The sequence below is a fragment of the Desulfosarcina sp. genome (genome assembly GCF_046496365.1).
GTDB lineage: Bacteria > Desulfobacterota > Desulfobacteria > Desulfobacterales > Desulfosarcinaceae > Desulfosarcina.
Genome location: NZ_JAWOHB010000068.1, coordinates 20,702 through 37,087 on the forward strand (window position 1 = coordinate 20,702; position 16,386 = coordinate 37,087).

General features: G+C 57.1%; 15 protein-coding genes. 11 read left to right on the top strand and 4 right to left on the bottom strand.

The features are described 5' to 3' along the window. The first annotated feature begins 4 nt into the window (after nucleotides 1–4). Nucleotides 5–979, top strand: a complete 975-nt coding sequence (locus R6V78_RS05850) for a rhomboid family intramembrane serine protease (protein WP_410288400.1) — start codon at nucleotides 5–7, stop codon at nucleotides 977–979. A 32-nt stretch (nucleotides 980–1,011) separates the two neighbouring features. Here R6V78_RS05850 and R6V78_RS05855 read toward each other — a convergent pair whose 3' ends face one another. The 4 genes from R6V78_RS05855 to R6V78_RS05870 all read right to left on the bottom strand — a co-directional run bounded on the left by R6V78_RS05855 (nucleotide 1,012) and on the right by R6V78_RS05870 (nucleotide 3,866). After that, a complete protein-coding gene (locus R6V78_RS05855; protein WP_410288401.1) occupies nucleotides 1,012–1,533 on the bottom strand; it encodes a type 1 glutamine amidotransferase domain-containing protein in 522 nt (173 codons plus the stop codon). Continuing rightward, nucleotides 1,523–2,458, bottom strand: a complete 936-nt coding sequence (locus tag R6V78_RS05860; RefSeq protein ID WP_410288402.1) for a DUF2156 domain-containing protein — start codon at nucleotides 2,456–2,458, stop codon at nucleotides 1,523–1,525. The genes R6V78_RS05855 and R6V78_RS05860 overlap by 11 nt, the downstream gene beginning before the upstream one ends. Continuing rightward, nucleotides 2,455–2,868, bottom strand: coding sequence for a GNAT family N-acetyltransferase (locus tag R6V78_RS05865; RefSeq protein ID WP_410288403.1), 414 nt, complete (start codon nucleotides 2,866–2,868; stop codon nucleotides 2,455–2,457). Before R6V78_RS05865 ends, R6V78_RS05860 begins: the two co-directional genes overlap by 4 nt. Before the next feature lie 83 nt (nucleotides 2,869–2,951). Continuing rightward, nucleotides 2,952–3,866: a diguanylate cyclase gene (locus tag R6V78_RS05870; RefSeq protein ID WP_410288404.1), complete on the bottom strand. Its 915-nt coding sequence runs from the start codon at nucleotides 3,864–3,866 to the stop codon at nucleotides 2,952–2,954. 164 nt (nucleotides 3,867–4,030) lie between these two features. Here R6V78_RS05870 and lepA point away from each other — a divergent pair, with 164 nt between their 5' ends. The 10 genes from lepA to R6V78_RS05920 form a co-directional block, all read left to right on the top strand. Next, nucleotides 4,031–5,827 carry a translation elongation factor 4 gene (gene lepA, locus R6V78_RS05875; protein ID WP_410288405.1) on the top strand — a complete coding sequence of 599 codons (1,797 nt, stop codon included), beginning with the start codon at nucleotides 4,031–4,033 and terminating at the stop codon, nucleotides 5,825–5,827. A gap of 11 nt (nucleotides 5,828–5,838) precedes the next feature. After that, nucleotides 5,839–7,125 (top strand): 3-isopropylmalate dehydratase large subunit, encoded by a 1,287-nt coding sequence (locus tag R6V78_RS05880; RefSeq protein WP_410288406.1) that lies wholly within the window; start codon nucleotides 5,839–5,841, stop codon nucleotides 7,123–7,125. A 13-nt stretch (nucleotides 7,126–7,138) separates the two neighbouring features. Beyond that, entirely contained in the window at nucleotides 7,139–7,663 is a 525-nt protein-coding gene (locus tag R6V78_RS05885; protein ID WP_410288407.1) for a 3-isopropylmalate dehydratase small subunit, read from the top strand. Nucleotides 7,664–7,854: 191 nt separating this feature from the next. After that, entirely contained in the window at nucleotides 7,855–9,648 is a 1,794-nt protein-coding gene (locus tag R6V78_RS05890) for an SLC13 family permease (protein ID WP_410288408.1), read from the top strand. A 204-nt stretch (nucleotides 9,649–9,852) separates the two neighbouring features. Then, a complete protein-coding gene (locus R6V78_RS05895; RefSeq protein WP_410288409.1) occupies nucleotides 9,853–10,617 on the top strand; it encodes a GntR family transcriptional regulator in 765 nt (254 codons plus the stop codon). A 78-nt stretch (nucleotides 10,618–10,695) separates the two neighbouring features. Next, nucleotides 10,696–11,703, top strand: coding sequence for a tripartite tricarboxylate transporter substrate binding protein (locus tag R6V78_RS05900; RefSeq protein ID WP_410288410.1), 1,008 nt, complete (start codon nucleotides 10,696–10,698; stop codon nucleotides 11,701–11,703). A 72-nt stretch (nucleotides 11,704–11,775) separates the two neighbouring features. Then, the gene (locus R6V78_RS05905) at nucleotides 11,776–12,540 is read left to right on the top strand and encodes a hypothetical protein (protein WP_410288411.1); all 765 of its coding nucleotides are present in this window, start codon (nucleotides 11,776–11,778) and stop codon (nucleotides 12,538–12,540) included. A 15-nt stretch (nucleotides 12,541–12,555) separates the two neighbouring features. Next, on the top strand, nucleotides 12,556–14,121 hold the full coding sequence (locus tag R6V78_RS05910; RefSeq protein WP_410288412.1) for a tripartite tricarboxylate transporter permease: 1,566 nt from the start codon (nucleotides 12,556–12,558) through the stop codon (nucleotides 14,119–14,121). Between the two features lie 58 nt (nucleotides 14,122–14,179). Next, entirely contained in the window at nucleotides 14,180–15,145 is a 966-nt protein-coding gene (locus tag R6V78_RS05915) for a sugar phosphate isomerase/epimerase family protein (protein WP_410288413.1), read from the top strand. 109 nt (nucleotides 15,146–15,254) lie between these two features. Then, nucleotides 15,255–16,386: four-carbon acid sugar kinase family protein (locus R6V78_RS05920; protein WP_410288414.1), on the top strand; the 1,132-nt coding region annotated here is incomplete at its 3' end.

Consider the following 16,386-nt stretch of genomic DNA (forward strand, 5'->3'; position numbering starts at 1 on the left):
CGCCATGATCCCCATTCGCGACACCACACCATCAAAAAGGGTTCCGGTGGTCAACAACACCCTCATCGGGATCAATGTGGTGTTATTCCTGGTGCAGCTGGCCCAGGGGCCGGCCCACGACCATTTCCTCTATCTGTACGGGCTGGTTCCGGCAAAATTCACGGTTCCTCAGGTGTCGGCATACTTCTCCTTCAGCCAGAAAATGCTCTCCTTGCTCACCTTCATGTTCCTTCACGGTGGATTACTGCACCTGATCGGGAACATGTGGTCCCTATACATTTTTGGCGACAACGTCGAAGACCGTTTAGGGTCGGTCCGCTACGGCGTCTTCTATCTGTTGTGCGGCCTGGCATCGGGGATGTCGCACCTGCTGCTCAATGCAAGCTCCAACATCCCTACCATCGGGGCAAGCGGCGCCATCGCCGGGGTCATGGGGGCCTATTTCATCCTCTACCCCCGTTCACGGATCCTTACCTTGATTCCAATCATTTTCATTCCCTGGTTTGTGGAGATACCGGCCTTCTTTTTTCTGGGGATCTGGTTTGTCCTGCAGTTTTTAAATGCTGCGGGAAGCTCCGGACAGGCGGGGGGCATTGCCTGGTGGGCCCACATCGGCGGATTTGTTTTCGGCATTTTTTTCCTCAAGCTGTTCAACCGCATACCGGCCACGGGTGCGAGCGACCGTCTGCGCCAGGCGACAGAAAAAAAGCACTCCCATCGTTTCCAGGTGGTAAAACCCGGCCGCGGCGCGGAGGAGGCCGACCACCACGGTACACTTACCATCACCCAGTATGAAGCCATGGTCGGCGCACGCAAACTGGTCACTGTTCCCTGGGGATTGCAAAATCGGCTGTACAACGTCGTGGTGCCCCAGGGCATCGCCGACGGACAGGTTTTACGCCTGAAGGGCGTAGGACGACCCAGACCCGACGGCACCCGCGGCGACATGATGCTCAAGATCAAGGTTCAGCATATTTGAGCACGGATGGTCATTTTCTCTGATTGTTGCCTTCAACCACCCACAACACCAATGATGGCCCGCATAAAGGCCGGCAGGTCGTCAGGTGTGCGGCTGGTTACCAGGTGGCCGTCCACCACCACCTCCTTGTCCACCCAGTTGCCACCGGCGTTGACCAGGTCGTCCTTGATGGAAAAGTAAGAGGTGACGGTTCGGCCGTGGATGATGTCCGCCGACACCAGCATCCAACCCGCATGGCAGATGGCGGCGACCAGTTTACCGGCCTGGGCGAAGCCTTTCACCAGACTCACCATGGCCGGATAACGGCGCATGTGGTCCGGGGCATACCCGCCGGGAATGACCACCCCGTCGTAGTCGGCCACCTGGATCTTGTCGGCCGCAACATCGACCTTGGCCGGAAGACCGGCTTTGCTCATATAGGTGTCGGCGCTCCCCGATCCGACCACGGTTACCTGGGCGCCCGCCTCTTTCAACCGGTAGTAAGGGTACCAGAACTCGAATTCGTTATAGAGGGTTTCCACCAGAATCAGGATTTTTTTTCCGTTAAGTTCCATCGCTTGACCTCCCTTTCAAAATCAATTTTACCGACCGTACCAGCTTGCACGGATAATAGGACTTCTTGGCCTTGGTCAGCCCGGGAATGCCCATATCACTCTCTTTGTTCAGGTAGGTATAGCCATTGAAGAGCATGCGGGCACAGGCGTTGTCAAAATACTGGTACAGCCCCTTGATGCTGCCGAAAGCCTTCTCGTACTGTAAGGTCGCCATTTCCCGGGTCAAGGGTGCCGAGATACCGAAGGCGCTCACTTTGCCGTCGATGCGCAGCAGGATGCCTTTCAGATCAAAAGCATCGAAGTGATTCAGGGTATTGATGGCCGCCTGCTTCTCGCAGGATAGGTCCACCTGGTCATCGGCGTCGCAGTCACGCTCCCGGCACCACTCTTCCAGAAATACCAGACAATCCTCGGCATTGGCCGGATTGACAGGATCAATGGTCACCTTTCCCGGATCCACATACTCCCTCACGAATTGATTGATGAGGTTGCGTTTTTTGGAATAGCGGTTGCCATTGAGGCCGGCCAGGTCATCGACCCTGTAGACATAGTCGTCATAGGCGCCGTGGTGTTTCACCGTGAAGAATTGCTCGACCCGATCCTTCCCGAAATGATCGACATAATCCTGGGGAACAAACCAGTACTCCGAGTGCCCGGCCAGGTTGGCCACCTTGACCAGGTCCTCGGGTGAATACATCCGTTGCGTTGCGATCGGCAGCAGCAGGTGCCGGTTCTTCTTCAGGGTTTCAAATTCAGCGGCCACAATAAACGCGTCTTCAAACTCAGCTCCGAACGGTGTGTATTCCTGATTGTTCCAGGCGATGATGGAAGAGAGTGAGTAGGCGCAGAGCTCATAGGGTTGGTTCTTGAAATAGTGACGGTAAAGGTTGTAATCTTGGTGGGTTAACTGGGTAAATGTCATCATATTGTTTTAAGCATGGGCACAGAATCGGCCATGGGAGAAAAACCCAGGGGACGATAGAATGGATGCGTCTTCCTTTCTGCGATCAGTCCGATCCAGCCGATACCGTCGGCCTCCAGTCGAGCCACCAACTCCGCCACCATTCGTGACCCAATGCCCTGCCTGCGGAAAACGGAATCCACGGTAACATCCTGGATGTAAGCGTCACTGATCCGGTCGCTGATGGCCCGTCCCATGGCGATGATCGATTCCGCACGCCGGGCGACCAGAAAACAATGGCTGCCGGCGACAATGCCGGCAACCAGGGATGGATTGTCCAAGGCGTCCTTCCACCAGCCGGCTTGTCGGTAAAGCTGAATCAGGCGGTTGATTTCAGGCTGGGTCGGCGTTTTAAGAAAGGTATAGTCGATCATGGCAAAATCAGGGAAAACGGCCGAAGGGGTTTAGCAAAAATCGCTTACCGGTTCCCTTTGAACCGCGATAGCGCGCAATGAACTCATTCAGCGGATTCCTCAAACATGCAGGACACCTTGTTTCTCCCGGCCTGTTTGGACCGGTACATCGCCTGATCGGCACGCTGGACAAAGCAGGAAATCTCCTCTGTCTGCCGGTACTGGGTTACCCCGATGCTGATGGTAATCTTAAGGCCGGGATTTCCACCTCCCGGAAAACTTTCGGCTGCCACGGCGGATCGAAGCCGCTCGGCGACTGTCCTGGCCTCTTCACCATGGGTGCCCGGCAGAATGACGGTGAACTCCTCACCACCGTACCGGTAGGCGGTGTCCATCTTGCGCAGACAGGATTTGATGATCCGGCCGATGCGCACGAGAACCTTGTCACCCTCCAGGTGACCGTAGGTATCATTGTATTCCTTGAATTTGTCGATGTCCAGCAGCAGGAGGCTCAACTTGTGACCGTAACGGTTGGACCGCTCGATCTCACCCTTTAGCTGGGTGTAAAAATAGCGCGAATTATAGAGCTGCGTCAGACCGTCGGTGATGGACAGCTTCTTGAGTTCATCCAGCATCTGCAGCCGCTCCTGGTTGAGTCGCCGTTCGTTGAGCACCCGCTTCAGGCGCAGCAGCAGTTCTTCAAAACGCACCGGTTTAAAAACGAAGTCACTGGCCCCCTTGCTGATGGCCTCCTCGTAGGAATAATCCGTGCTGTATCCGGTCATGACGATCACATCGCTGTCCCGGGTCCGTTTGATCTGGTCAGTCAGCGCAAGTCCGTCCATGCCGGGCAGCATGATGTCGGTGATCACCACCTCCACGGCCCTGGCCGAGAGCACATCCAGGGCCTGCTCAGCGCTGGAGGCCACCGATGCTTCGTAACCGGACATTTGGATAAATTCATACATGGCATCCCGAATGGAGAGGTCATCGTCGACGATAAGAATGTGCGTGGCCATTGGGTTCATTTTTCATTATCGGCAGATCGCTGGCGGTTACCGGTTGACATGCCCGAAAACGATCTGATATTAATAAAAATTTTTAAAAACGCCGTGAGTATAGCTATGTTGAAATCCAGTGTCAACCGGCAGATAAGGCCTGTTTTGAACAAACCCGTATCAATATGAAAAACATACGCAACTTCAGCATCATCGCTCACATCGACCATGGTAAATCCACCCTGTCCGACCGATTGATCCAGTCTAGCAAAATCATCGCGGATCGGGATTTCAAGGACCAGATTCTGGATAGCATGGATATCGAACGCGAGCGTGGTATCACCATCAAAAGCCAAACTGTATGTTTGCCATATAAAGCCAAAGATGGCAAGACCTACGATCTGAATCTGATTGACACGCCGGGACACGTGGACTTCACGTATGAGGTTTCCCGGGCGCTGGCCTCCTGCGAGGGTGCGCTTCTGTTGGTCGATGCCAGCCAGGGAGTGGAGGCCCAGACCCTGGCCAACCTCTACCTGGCCATGGAACACAACCTGGAAATCATTCCGGTGATCAACAAGATCGACCTGCCATCGGCGGACATCGAGCGGGTCAAGGAACAGATCGAAGAGGATCTGGGACTCGACCCCGATGCGGTCATCCTCGCATCGGCCAAGGAAGGGCTGGGTATCGATGCAATCATGGAGGCCGTTGTCCAGAAACTGCCGCCGCCGGCAGGCGACGCCGAGGCCCCGCTGCAGGCCCTGATCTTCGACTCCCACTACGACCCGTTCAGGGGCACGGTGGTCCATTTCCGGATCAAGGATGGCACCATCCGCGCCGGGGACCGCATCCGGTTCATGTCCAACGATGCCACATACAAGGTGGAGGAAGTGGGCATTTTCCAGATCGTACGCGTACCCAGAAAAGAACTGACCGCGGGAGAGGTCGGTTACATGATCGCCGGCATCAAAACGGTGAGCGATACGCGCAGCGGTGACACCGTCACCCACCACCGCAGGCCCTGCAGCAAAGCACTACCCGGTTTCAAGGAGGCCAAGCCGGTGGTTTTTTCCTCAATCTACCCGGTGGCATCCGATGCCTACGAAGACCTGGCCGTGGCCATCGAAAAACTCAAGCTCAACGACGCCTCACTGGTCTATGAAAAAGACAGCAGCGCGGCCCTCGGATTCGGCTTTCGCTGCGGTTTTTTAGGTTTGCTGCACTTAGAGGTGGTTCAGGAGCGTCTGGAGCGCGAGTACGATCTTTCCCTGATCCTCACCGCCCCCTCAGTTCGCTACCAGCTGATCATGAACGACGGCGAGGAGCTGGTCATTGACAACCCGGCGCTTTACCCCGACCCCACCACGATCGAATATGCGCTGGAGCCGTTCATCAAGGCGGCCATCATCATCCCGGACCGCTACATGGGCGCCGTGATGAAGCTCTGCCTGGAGCGCCGGGGCATCAACAAAAACTACCAGTACCTGAACAACAACCGTCTGGAGATGATCTTCGAGGTGCCCCTGGCCGAAGTGATCTTCGACTTCTACGACAAACTGAAATCCATCACCCAGGGCTACGGCTCCTTCGACTACGAACTGATTGAGTACCGCCGGACCGAGCTGGTGAAGCTGGACTTTCTAATCAATGCTGAACGCGTGGACGCGCTTTCCATGCTGATCCATAGGGACAATGCCGTGAGTCGTGCCCGTGTGGCCTGCGACAAGCTCAAAGACGAAATTCCCCGCCAGATGTTTAAAATTGCCATCCAGGGCGCCATCGGCGGCAAGATCATCTCCCGTTCCACCGTGTCGGCATTTCGCAAGGATGTAACGGCCAAGTGCTACGGTGGAGACATCTCCCGAAAGCGCAAGCTTCTGGAAAAACAAAAAAAGGGTAAAAAGCGAATGAAAATGGTGGGCCAGGTGATGCTGCCCCAGTCCGCCTTTCTGGCCGTGCTGAAAACCGACACGGACTGACCGGAGGAGCCATGCGAAAAACCATCGCACAGAAGATATTTGACAACCATCAGGTCGGCAAGCCGGATAAGGACATTCATGTACTGCGCCTGGACGCCGTCTTCTGCCACGAAATCACGACCCCGCCTGCCATCGTAGACCTCGAGCAGCGGGGCAAAGACCGGGTGTTCGACCCGGCCCGCATCAAAGTGGTCATTGATCACGTCTCCCCGGCCAAGGATTCCAAGACAGCCCTGCAGGGAAAAATTCTGCGGAACTGGGCCAGGCGCCACGGCATCGTCGATTTTTTCGACATCGGCGCCAACGGCGTCTGCCACGCCCTTTTCCCAGAGAAAGGTTTCGTCCGGCCCGGGTATACGCTGATCATGGGAGATTCCCACACCTGCACCCACGGGGCATTCGGCGCCTTTGCCGCCGGTGTCGGAACGACCGATCTGGAGGTGGGCATCCTCAAGGGTGTCTGCGCCTTCAAGACCCCGGACACCCTGCGCATCAACATCACCGGAAACCTGCTCGAGGGTGTCTTTGCCAAGGACGTAATCCTGTCAATCATCGGCCGCATCGGCGTCAATGGTGCCACCAACAAAGTGATCGAGTTCACCGGCCCCGTGGTGGCGGCCATGGACATGGAGGCGCGCATGACCCTGTGCAACATGGCCGTCGAAGCCGGGGGAACCTGCGGCATCTGTGCACCGGACCGGGTCACCGTGGATTACCTGTGGCCTTTTATCAAAGATGAATACGACAATCCACAGGCCGCCCTGGCAGCCTATTCTAAATTCCTGCCGGACGACGATGCCGTCTATACGCAGACCATCGATCACGATGTATCCACACTGCCGCCCATGGCCACCTTCGGCTACCGTCCGGACAACGTCAATCCCGTATCCGCAATGGCGGGCACCCCGGTGGATCAGATCTACATCGGCTCCTGCACCAACGGCCGCATCAGTGATCTGCGCATTGCTGCAAAAGTGCTAGCCGGCAGGCGCATCAGCGACACGGTTCGGGCCATCGTTTCCCCGGCCACACCTGCAGTCTACAACCAGGCGCTGGCCGAGGGGCTTATTAAAACTTTCATGGACGCCGGTTTCTGCGTCACCAACCCTACCTGCGGAGCCTGCCTTGGGATGAGCAACGGGGTGCTGGCCGACGGTGAAGTTTGCGCAGCCACCACCAATCGCAATTTCAACGGCCGCATGGGCAAGGGGGGCATGGTCCACCTGATGAGCCCGGCCACCGCCGCGGCCACCGCCATTGCGGGCACCATCGTCAACTCCGCACTGTTCAAGGGATAATGAGGAGGCGTCAATGAAATCATTCAGCGGCAGGGTCCTCTTTCTGGACCGGTCTGACATCAATACCGATGAGATCATTCCGGCAAAATACCTTACGGAAATCTCCCGTGAGGCCCTGGCGCCTTTTCTGTTGGAAGACCTCAAGTTCGAGGGTTTCGATCCGGCCCGAGATATCGCCGAAAAACGCGTCATTGTCACCCGATCTAACTTCGGATGCGGATCTTCACGGGAGCACGCCCCCTGGGCACTGGAAGCCAACGGCATTAACCTGGTAGTGGGCGCAAGCTTTGCACGAATCTTTAGACAGAACATGTTCAACTGTGGAATGCTGGCCGTCGAACTGCCGTCCGACACGATCGCGCGCCTCTTTACCCGCTTCTCCCACCAGGCAACGACGGTGATCACTGATTTAAACAGCCGCGAATTAACCTTCTCCACTGACGGCGTGACTGAGAAAGTTCCCTTCGTTATCTCCGCATTCGATGCGGACCTGGTCGCCGCCGGTGGATGGCTGGAATATGCCGATGCCAACTTCTAAGATCAGAAGACGACGGACTGACCGCAAAGGACCGCGGTCCGATGATTGAAAACCAAAGCAGGGCGTCTTATATTTTCTGAGCGGGCATTTCATGCATGTCCTTAACGGGTTCCATCCGCAATCGGCCCTCGAACGCTAATCCACCGTCCGGCGAAACACGACTGTTGATGAATTGACCGCTGGGGGTAGACATGACCAGTGACGCCTATCTCACCCTTGCGCTACTGCTGGTACTCTTCATTTTTTTAATCAAAACGAAGATTCCGGCAGCAGCTCTCTTTGTCGGAACGTTGACGGTCGCCATGACCGTTGAACTGGCCCCTGCCCATGAGCTGTTGAAGGGCTTCAGCAACCAGGGCATGCTCACAGTGGCGGCCCTGTTCATGGTGGCTGCCGGCATGTACGCCACCGGTGCCATCACCATTATCATGGACAGGCTCATCGGACGGCCCGGATCCATCACCAGCGCCCAGGTCAAGATACTGCCCCCCATCGCCTTCGGCAGCGCATTTTTGAATAACACGCCCCTGGTTGCAATGATGATTCCGGTGATCCGGGACCTAGCCCACGCCAGCCGGCTGCCCGTGCAGCAGCTTTACCTGCCTTTGAGCTTTGCTTCCATTTTGGGCGGCATTTGCACGATCATCGGAACCTCCACCAATCTGGTTATCGCCGGTTTGGTTTTAGATGCCATCGCCAACGGCGCGCCCGGCCTGACCGGCATACGCGCCCTGGAAATGTTTGACCCGGCCGCGGTAGGTCTGCCCATTGCCGCTGCCGGCATCGCCTTCATGATTCTGGCGGGGCGTTTTTTCCTAGCCGGCAAAAGGGATGACTGGAAAACCAGCGTTGCCATGCGGCGCTATACGGCGGAATTCGAAGTCCGGGAGGGGTCGCGGATCGTCGGTCGAACCCTTGAAGATACCGGCATTGCCAGCGATGACCGGGCTCAGGTACTTTATATCCACAGGGATGAAACAACGCTGACCAATGATCTGATGAACGAAAAACTGGAGGCAGGAGATCTGATATCCTTTTCCGCAGACGTCAATGCCATGGTGGCGTTGTGGCGCACCAACGCGCTGGTACCCCATCTGACCCTCAACCCCATGGAAACTGAACGCCACACGCATCATCTGGTAAAAGCCGTGGTCTCCAGACAAAGCAGAGCAGTCGGCAAGCAGATACCCAACCTGCCCAGGGACGTGAACGCCTGCCAATACAAATTCGTAGCCCTTTCCCGGGACGGGCAGCCGGTTTCAGGCCCGTTGGATGAGGTCACCATCGAAGCCGGGGACAATGCCGTCCTGGAAGTCAACGACGATTTCTTCTACGCGTGCCAGATCGATCATGACTTCGCCCTGACCAAAGCCCTGGACGGCTTCCATCTCCAGCGCACGGACCGGGCGGTTGAGGCCAGCCTGATCACCCTGGCGATGGTCATTGTGGCGGCCATGGGCTGGATGAGCATGCTCAATGCCAGCCTGCTGGCCAGCGGTGCCATGCTGCTCACCGGCTGTCTGACCCTTAGCACGGCAGCACGCAGCATCGACTGGGGCACCCTGGTGGTGATTGCCTGCGCCATCGGACTCGAATCGGCGGTAACCCGCAGCGGGCTGGCCATGCAGATCGCCGGCCTGCTCAACGCCGTAGGCGGCAATAACCCGCATCTGGCGCTGGCGGCGGTCTTTGTCGGCTGCGCGTTCATGACCAACCTGATCACCAACAACGCGGCCGCGGCCTTCATGTTCCCCATCGCCTTGTCTACCGCGGGCCAACTGGGCGTAAGCTTCATGCCCTTTGCCATCACCCTGATGGTATCGGCCTCCTGCGCCTTCATCACCCCAACCGGTTACCAGACCAACCTTATGGTGTGGGGTGTTGGCGAATACCACTTCATGGATTTTGTCAAGATCGGCTCAGTCTTGACGGTCATAGTGGCAGTCATAACCATCTTTCTGACTCCGATGATCTACCCTTTTTAGAAACCGCCTCAAAAATCGTTTCAGCGCTACAGGTCCAAACAGCGCCGTGTTTCGACCCCATCGATTCGAAACCGATTGCATGACCTAAAAAAAACCTTGACAGGGACCTTGGCCGCTGTGTATTGAATTTTGAATTCAAAACTCAAAATGAGTCTGTCCGCCTCCCTGCAACCAGACAAGGCCAAAAGCCCGCAGCGACCAACCATGAAAAATTTAGGCAGCGAGCACGAGAACCTGGACCAGAAAGCATACCTGATCGTCAAAGCAATGATCAATGACCGCCGCTTGGCTCCAGGGGAAAAAATCTGCCAGGAGCGGCTGGCCGGTGAACTGGGTATCAGCCGCACCCCCCTGATCAGCGCCCTGAAGTACCTCGAAAAAGAGAAACTGGTGGAGGCCAGGGCCCGTCGGGGATTCTTCGTGCGCGTTTTTTACCAACATGAGATGATCAGCATCTTCGAGCTCAGGGAGGTGTTGGAGGGCCTCGCAGCCAGGCGGGCAGCCATGGCCGTGACCGACAGGCAGATCAACCGGCTGCGTGGTTTTTTCTCCTCCTTTGCAGGCACCAGCCCGATCACCAACTACCGTGACTACTGCCGCGAAGACCGTCGGTTTCACAACTTCGTCACCCAGATCGCCTCCCAGGAGTTTCTGGAAAGTATCCTGTCCACCTACAACATCATCAGCTTTTCCTATCAGCTCGTGTCGTCCGAAGGACTGGTGCGGCCTCCCGACGAGACACGGGATGAGCACCTGGCCATCATCGATGCAATCTGCCACCGGGACCCGGAGGCCTCAGAGAGCAGGATGCGCCTGCATTTCAAAAGAACCATCGCCCACTTGACCGATATGGCCGGGATCAACCACGAAGCCACGCGGCCATTCGATGCCAGCGAAGATATGGGCTCACAACAAGAGGAAAGGAGAAAACACCTTGTTCGGCAAAAATCGGAGTTTCATCCGGTTTAATGGGGAACCACAGATACAACCGTCCGTCGTGTCATGGGTTTCCAAAAATTATTCACACCATCGCAAGGGAGGAATGAAATGAAAAGAATCCTGTTTATCAGCCTGATCCTGTTGCTCGGCGTTGCCACGGGTGTGGCCATGGCCGCCAAAGGGTATCCGCAACGTAACATTACCGATGTCGTGGTCTGGGGTGCCGGGGGTGGCACCGACATCTGCAACCGCATCATCATGGCCGAAATGGCCGATATTCTGGGTGTAAACATCAATGTGATCAACAAAACCGGCGGTGTTGCAGGATCTGTGGGCATGAGCCACGCTTACAGCCAGCCCCATGACGGCTACACCCTGTGCGGCCTGTCCGAGTCCAATGTCACTGCCGGTGTCCAGGGTGGTTGGGACAAGAAGTTCGACGTCTGGGACACCTTCATCGTCGGCGGGTCCCCGGATGTCATCTCCGTCACCCCAGACACACCCTACAAGACGCTTACGGATCTTATCGAAGCCGCAAAAAAAGCGCCTGGCAGCATCAAAGCCTCCGCCAGCGGGGCGGGCTCGATTCATCACCTCAACCTGCTGGCCGTGGAAAACGGCTCCGGGGCCGACTTCAACTTCATCCCCTACAAAGGTTCCCAGGATGCACAGAACGCAGCCATGACCGGTGAAGTATCTGTTGTGGTCACCTCACTGGCCGAACAGCAGCAGCTGCTGCGCGGCGGCAAGCTGCGCGCATTAGGCATGCTGATTCCGCAGCCCTTTGAGATGGAAGGCCTTGGAACCATTCCGTCCACCTTTGACGCTTATCCCGGCCTAGCCAAGTACCTGCCCATTTCCCAGGCGATCGGGTTCGCCGTGCCGGCCGACGTCCCTGCCGATATAAAAGCGGTGCTGAAGGATGCCTTCGACAAAGCCATGGCCACCGAAAAAGTCCAAACCTGGGCCAAAGAGAACTACTACCTGCTCTCCGGCAAATCCGGTGCCGAATCCAAAGCCGTATTCGATGCACTGGAATCCAACTTTGCCTGGACCTTGTGGGAACTGGGTGCCGCGACCATTGAACCATCCAAACTGGGCATTGCCAAACCCTGAGTGAAAATTTCGTAACCTTGCACGGATTCCCTCTCTCCGGTTGGGGAGAGGGAATCATAAGGACCCTTGGCCATGATGGAAAAAGACAAACTTCGCAGGGCCGACGCGTTTTCAGGGGCCGCCATCCTCCTCTTCGGCCTCTGGGTGGTCAGCCAGGCCGTTAAAATGCCCATGAAGGGCTCGTGGGGAGGGGTTCAGAACGTCTGGTTCGTCTCCCCCGCCCTCTTCCCGCTGTTCGTCGGCGCGATGATTGCGCTCCTGGGAGCACTGCTGGTGAAAAACGCCCTGAAAACCGTCGGCTTCAAGGCCATGGGAGGCATCATCGGATGGATGGTCAGCCGGGAGCTGATCCTGTTTCTCAAGACCCCTGCCCTGATTCGCTTCTATGCCATTGTAGCGTTGTTTTGCAGCTTCGTTTTCATGAACATTCCGCGTGTGGATTTCTTTCTGGGAGCCATTCATTTTCTGCTGGTATTTATCAGCATGTTCTATTTTGACAACGACCGGCTGCTGATAAAATTGCTGGTCTTCTACCTGTGCAGCACGCTCGTATCGATGATTTTTTTTGCTGTCGGCTTACCGACAGCCCTTGAATTTTACATCCCCTTTTCCGGGGATTGGCTGACCCTCGTTCTGATCGCTGCCTACGGAATTTATACCTGGACGCAGGTGCGCACCGATGCGGCGCTTCGAAAAAAATATGCCACCATGCTGATCCTGGCGGCCCTGGCCCCCTTTTTGATCGGATCGGCCTTTAAATATCTCTTGCTGGTGCCCATGCCCAAAGAGGGGCTGGTGGTTTTTCTTTTGGATGCCATCCGCTACTGGGAATTTTAAGGAGCGCGACAATCCATGATCCTTTTTGAACGCATCGGCGACTTTTTCCAGATTGTGTTTCGCCAGGCTTCCAATCCCATGGACCTGCTGATCCTTTTCGGATCGGTGCTGCTGGGCATTCTCTTCGGCGCCATGCCGGGCCTGACCTCAACCCTGGGTGTCGCCCTGCTCACCGCCCTGACCTACGGCATGGAAACGGAAAAGGCCATGATCTGCCTGCTGGCCATTTATGTGGGTGGGACCTACGGCGGATCCTACTCCGCCATTCTGATCAACATTCCTGGAACGGCCGCGGCGGCGGCCACCGCCCTGGACGGCTATCCACTGGCCTGCAGGGGCGAAGGCGGCCGGGCCATCGGATTGACCACCACGGCATCGGCCATCGGCACCATCATCAGCATGCTCTTCGTGGTGAGCATATCACCGGTCATCTCCCACTTCGCCCTGCAATTTACCTCCTTCGAATTCTTCCTGCTGGCTTTTTTCGGCATTCTCATCAGCGGCACCCTCACCAGCCCGGATCTGGTAATCAAGGGCTGGATCGCCGGATTTCTGGGGTTGTTTCTGGCCTGCGTGGGGCGCGACCTGCTGCAATTCTACCCGCGCTTCACGTTCGGATATCCCGAATTGGACGGCGGTGTCGAAGTGGTACCCGTTCTCATCGGCGCCTTCGGCATTCCCCAGATCATCCAGGTGCTCAAAGATCGTTTTCAGATGGGTGAAGCGCAGAAGGTTCAGCGGATCCTGCCTGAATTCGGTACCGTGGCCCGCAACATCCCGGCAATCATCCGCTCGGCCCTCATCGGCGTGGGCATCGGAGCGGTGCCGGGCATCGGCGAGGACATTGCCGGCTGGGTCTCCTACGGCACGGCCAAAAACACCTCCAAACACCCGGAGACTTTCGGCACGGGGGAATTGCAAGGTGTCCTGGCCTCGGAGACGGCCAACAACGCTTGTGTGGGCGGCGCCCAGATTCCGCTGCTCAATCTGGGCATCCCAGGCAGCCCGCCGGCAGCCATGCTGCTCGGAGCGCTGATGCTCCACGGCATCACCCCCGGCCCAATGATCACCTTCGAGCACCCCACCTTCATCATGGAAGTGGCCGCCATCCTGCTGCTCTCATCCATGGCCATGTGGATCGTGGGCATCCTGCTGGCCAAGCAGGTGGTCAAGGTGCTGCACATTCCCACGCAGATTTTCATGCCCATCATCGGGGTGTTGTGCATCATCGGTTCCTATGCCCTGGGGTTGAACATCTTCAACCTATACCTCATGCTGCCGGTGGGCATCATCTGCTTTTTTCTCACCGAGATGGGCTTTCCCATCGCACCACTGGTCATCGGCGTGATCCTGGGGCCCATGGCCGACGAAAACCTGCGCCGGGCGCTGATGGTCTCCCAGGGCAGTTTCATGCCCGTCTTCACACGGCCGGTTTCCCTGATCCTGTTCATTATCATCGTCTGGACGGTCATCAGCCAGTTCCAGTGGTTCCGCATTCACAAGAATCGGGCCCTGGCCTTGATTTTTTCCCGTAAAAACACCTGCGAAGCGACTAGCGATGCAGACAACCCAGACAGATAGACACCCGCACCCACTACCTGCCAAGGACGGCCATCATCACCGTCCAGGAGACGCCAACATGCTTAAAATGGCCATCATCACCGGTTTTCTGTCCAAAACCAAGGACCGCTTCCATGAATACAACGCGCCGTTGAGTCTGGACGAGAAGTTTGCCCTCATGGCCGGAATAGACGGCTACGACGGTGTTGAGATCGTATATCCCTATGAAGCCAATGACGCGGCGGTCACCCGGCAATTGCTGGACAAACATGGGCTCACGGTGGCCGCCGTCAATGTCAACGTCAAGGCCGAACCTGAATTCCGCAACGGCGGCCTCACCTCCCACCTGCCCGAGGTGCGCGAAAAAGCGGTGTGCTTCATCAAGCAGGCCAAGGATTTCGCCCAAGCCGTAGGCGCCGACAAGGTCACCTGCTGCCCACTGGGGGACGGCTACGAGTTCGCCTTTCAGTACGATTATGCCAAGACCTGGCGGTACCTGGTGGAGGCCTTCGGGGCGGCCGGTGATTACAAGCGGGAGTTGCCCCTTTTCATCGAATACAAACCCAGCGAGACCCGCGGGCGCTGCTTCGTCGACTCGGCTTCCAAGGCCCTTTGCCTGCTCAATGACATCGGCAACACGGACATGGGCGTCACCCTTGATTTCGGCCACTCCGTTTACGGCAACGAGAACCCTGCCGAAGCCCTGGTGATGCTGGCCGAAAGTCCCTACCCCTACTATATCCATGTCAACGACAACGATGGCCGTTGGGACTGGGACTACTTTTGCGGCACCAAGCATTTCCTCGAGTATGTGGAATTTATCTATTATCTCAAACGCTACGGCTACACCGGCTACCTCACCTCGGACACCTCGCCAACCCGCTGGGATATCCAGGGTACCTTCGAGGCCAACAGCCGTATAACCAACCGCATCTGGCGACTGCTGGACGAGGTAGACAAGGGCAGGTTGGCCCAATTCATGTCCGGCGCCGACTACCTGAAAACGTGGAAATTTATCGAAAACAACATCTTCGGCCTGAAATGATGCTGCGACCCCGGAGCAGCGTCGGTGGTCAACCTTAAAAAATAGCTGGCGACGGCAGCGTGATTGCTGCCATAAATCGAAGCCAACGGAAGCCAAAGAACATAACCACATGACCGATGCGGTTACCACCCATGCACATCTTCTTGAGACCCTGCCGCCCAACTGGCCCGAGGATTTATTTCCTGCGGTCCGCAGGGCAGTTGTCGAATCGGCGACCCGGCTGGTGATCCTGGACGACGACCCCACGGGTACCCAGACCGTCCATGGCATGCCGGTACTCACCAACTGGTCGGCGGCAGCGCTTGAAAAAGAGCTGTCAGCGGAGGGCCCGGGTTTTTTCATTCTGACCAATTCCCGCAGTCTCACGGCTGCGGCCGCAGAAACATTGAACCGGGAAATCGGGGCCAATCTGCGCCGGGCCATTACAGCCACCGGGATACCCGTTGAGGTAATCAGCCGCAGCGACTCCACTCTCAGGGGCCACTTTCCCGGTGAGATGGATGCGCTGATGGAAGCCATGGGCGACCCAGACCTGCCTCGCATTTTGGTGCCCTGCTTTTTCGAAGGAGGCCGCCTGACGGTTAATGACATTCACTACGTTGCCGAGAGGGATCAACTCATCCCGGCGGCCCAGACACCCTATGCCCGGGATGCGGCCTTTGGGTACAGCCACTCCAACCTGCGGGACTGGGTGATGGAAAAGACCGGCGGTGCGGTTCCCGGTGATCGGGTGGCATCGGTAACGATCTCAGATATCCGCCTGGGCGGCCCCCACCGGGTAGCCCACCGCCTGAATGCCCTGACACCCGGCAGCTGTTGTATTGTCAATGCCCTGGACTACCGTGACCTGACGGTTTTCGTTGCCGGCCTGCTGACCATCGAATCCCTGGGGCGCCGGTTCGTCTTTCGCAGCGCCGCCTCCTTTGTGCGGGTACGCGCCGGCGTTCCGTTCAGGGATCTGCTCGCGCGCGCTGAGCTGACCATCGAAAACGGCAGGGGCGGCCTTTTCGTGGTCGGCTCCTATGTACCCAAGACCAGCGCTCAACTGGCCGCCTTGCTGCAGCAGGAAGGGGTGGTGGACATCGAGGTAAAGGTCACCGACCTTCTGGATGGTTCTCGTCGTCCGGCCGCCATTGCAGCAGCCGTCGCCACAGCCAACCGGGCCTTGGAGAAAGGCCGCGACGCAGTACTGTTCACCAGCCGCGATCTGGTCGCAGGCGGTGACGCACAAAGCAGCCTAA

What these genes read in the sequence shown, in the direction of transcription:
- R6V78_RS05850 (WP_410288400.1), top strand. Translation starts at nt 5, where the DNA reads ATGATCCCCATTCGCGACACCACACCATCAAAAAGGGTTCCGGTGGTC.
- R6V78_RS05855 (WP_410288401.1), bottom strand. Translation starts at nt 1,533, where the DNA reads ATGGAACTTAACGGAAAAAAAATCCTGATTCTGGTGGAAACCCTCTAT.
- R6V78_RS05860 (WP_410288402.1), bottom strand. Translation starts at nt 2,458, where the DNA reads ATGATGACATTTACCCAGTTAACCCACCAAGATTACAACCTTTACCGT.
- R6V78_RS05865 (WP_410288403.1), bottom strand. Translation starts at nt 2,868, where the DNA reads ATGATCGACTATACCTTTCTTAAAACGCCGACCCAGCCTGAAATCAAC.
- R6V78_RS05870 (WP_410288404.1), bottom strand. Translation starts at nt 3,866, where the DNA reads ATGGCCACGCACATTCTTATCGTCGACGATGACCTCTCCATTCGGGAT.
- lepA (WP_410288405.1), top strand. Translation starts at nt 4,031, where the DNA reads ATGAAAAACATACGCAACTTCAGCATCATCGCTCACATCGACCATGGT.
- R6V78_RS05880 (WP_410288406.1), top strand. Translation starts at nt 5,839, where the DNA reads ATGCGAAAAACCATCGCACAGAAGATATTTGACAACCATCAGGTCGGC.
- R6V78_RS05885 (WP_410288407.1), top strand. Translation starts at nt 7,139, where the DNA reads ATGAAATCATTCAGCGGCAGGGTCCTCTTTCTGGACCGGTCTGACATC.
- R6V78_RS05890 (WP_410288408.1), top strand. Translation starts at nt 7,855, where the DNA reads ATGACCAGTGACGCCTATCTCACCCTTGCGCTACTGCTGGTACTCTTC.
- R6V78_RS05895 (WP_410288409.1), top strand. Translation starts at nt 9,853, where the DNA reads ATGAAAAATTTAGGCAGCGAGCACGAGAACCTGGACCAGAAAGCATAC.
- R6V78_RS05900 (WP_410288410.1), top strand. Translation starts at nt 10,696, where the DNA reads ATGAAAAGAATCCTGTTTATCAGCCTGATCCTGTTGCTCGGCGTTGCC.
- R6V78_RS05905 (WP_410288411.1), top strand. Translation starts at nt 11,776, where the DNA reads ATGATGGAAAAAGACAAACTTCGCAGGGCCGACGCGTTTTCAGGGGCC.
- R6V78_RS05910 (WP_410288412.1), top strand. Translation starts at nt 12,556, where the DNA reads ATGATCCTTTTTGAACGCATCGGCGACTTTTTCCAGATTGTGTTTCGC.
- R6V78_RS05915 (WP_410288413.1), top strand. Translation starts at nt 14,180, where the DNA reads ATGCTTAAAATGGCCATCATCACCGGTTTTCTGTCCAAAACCAAGGAC.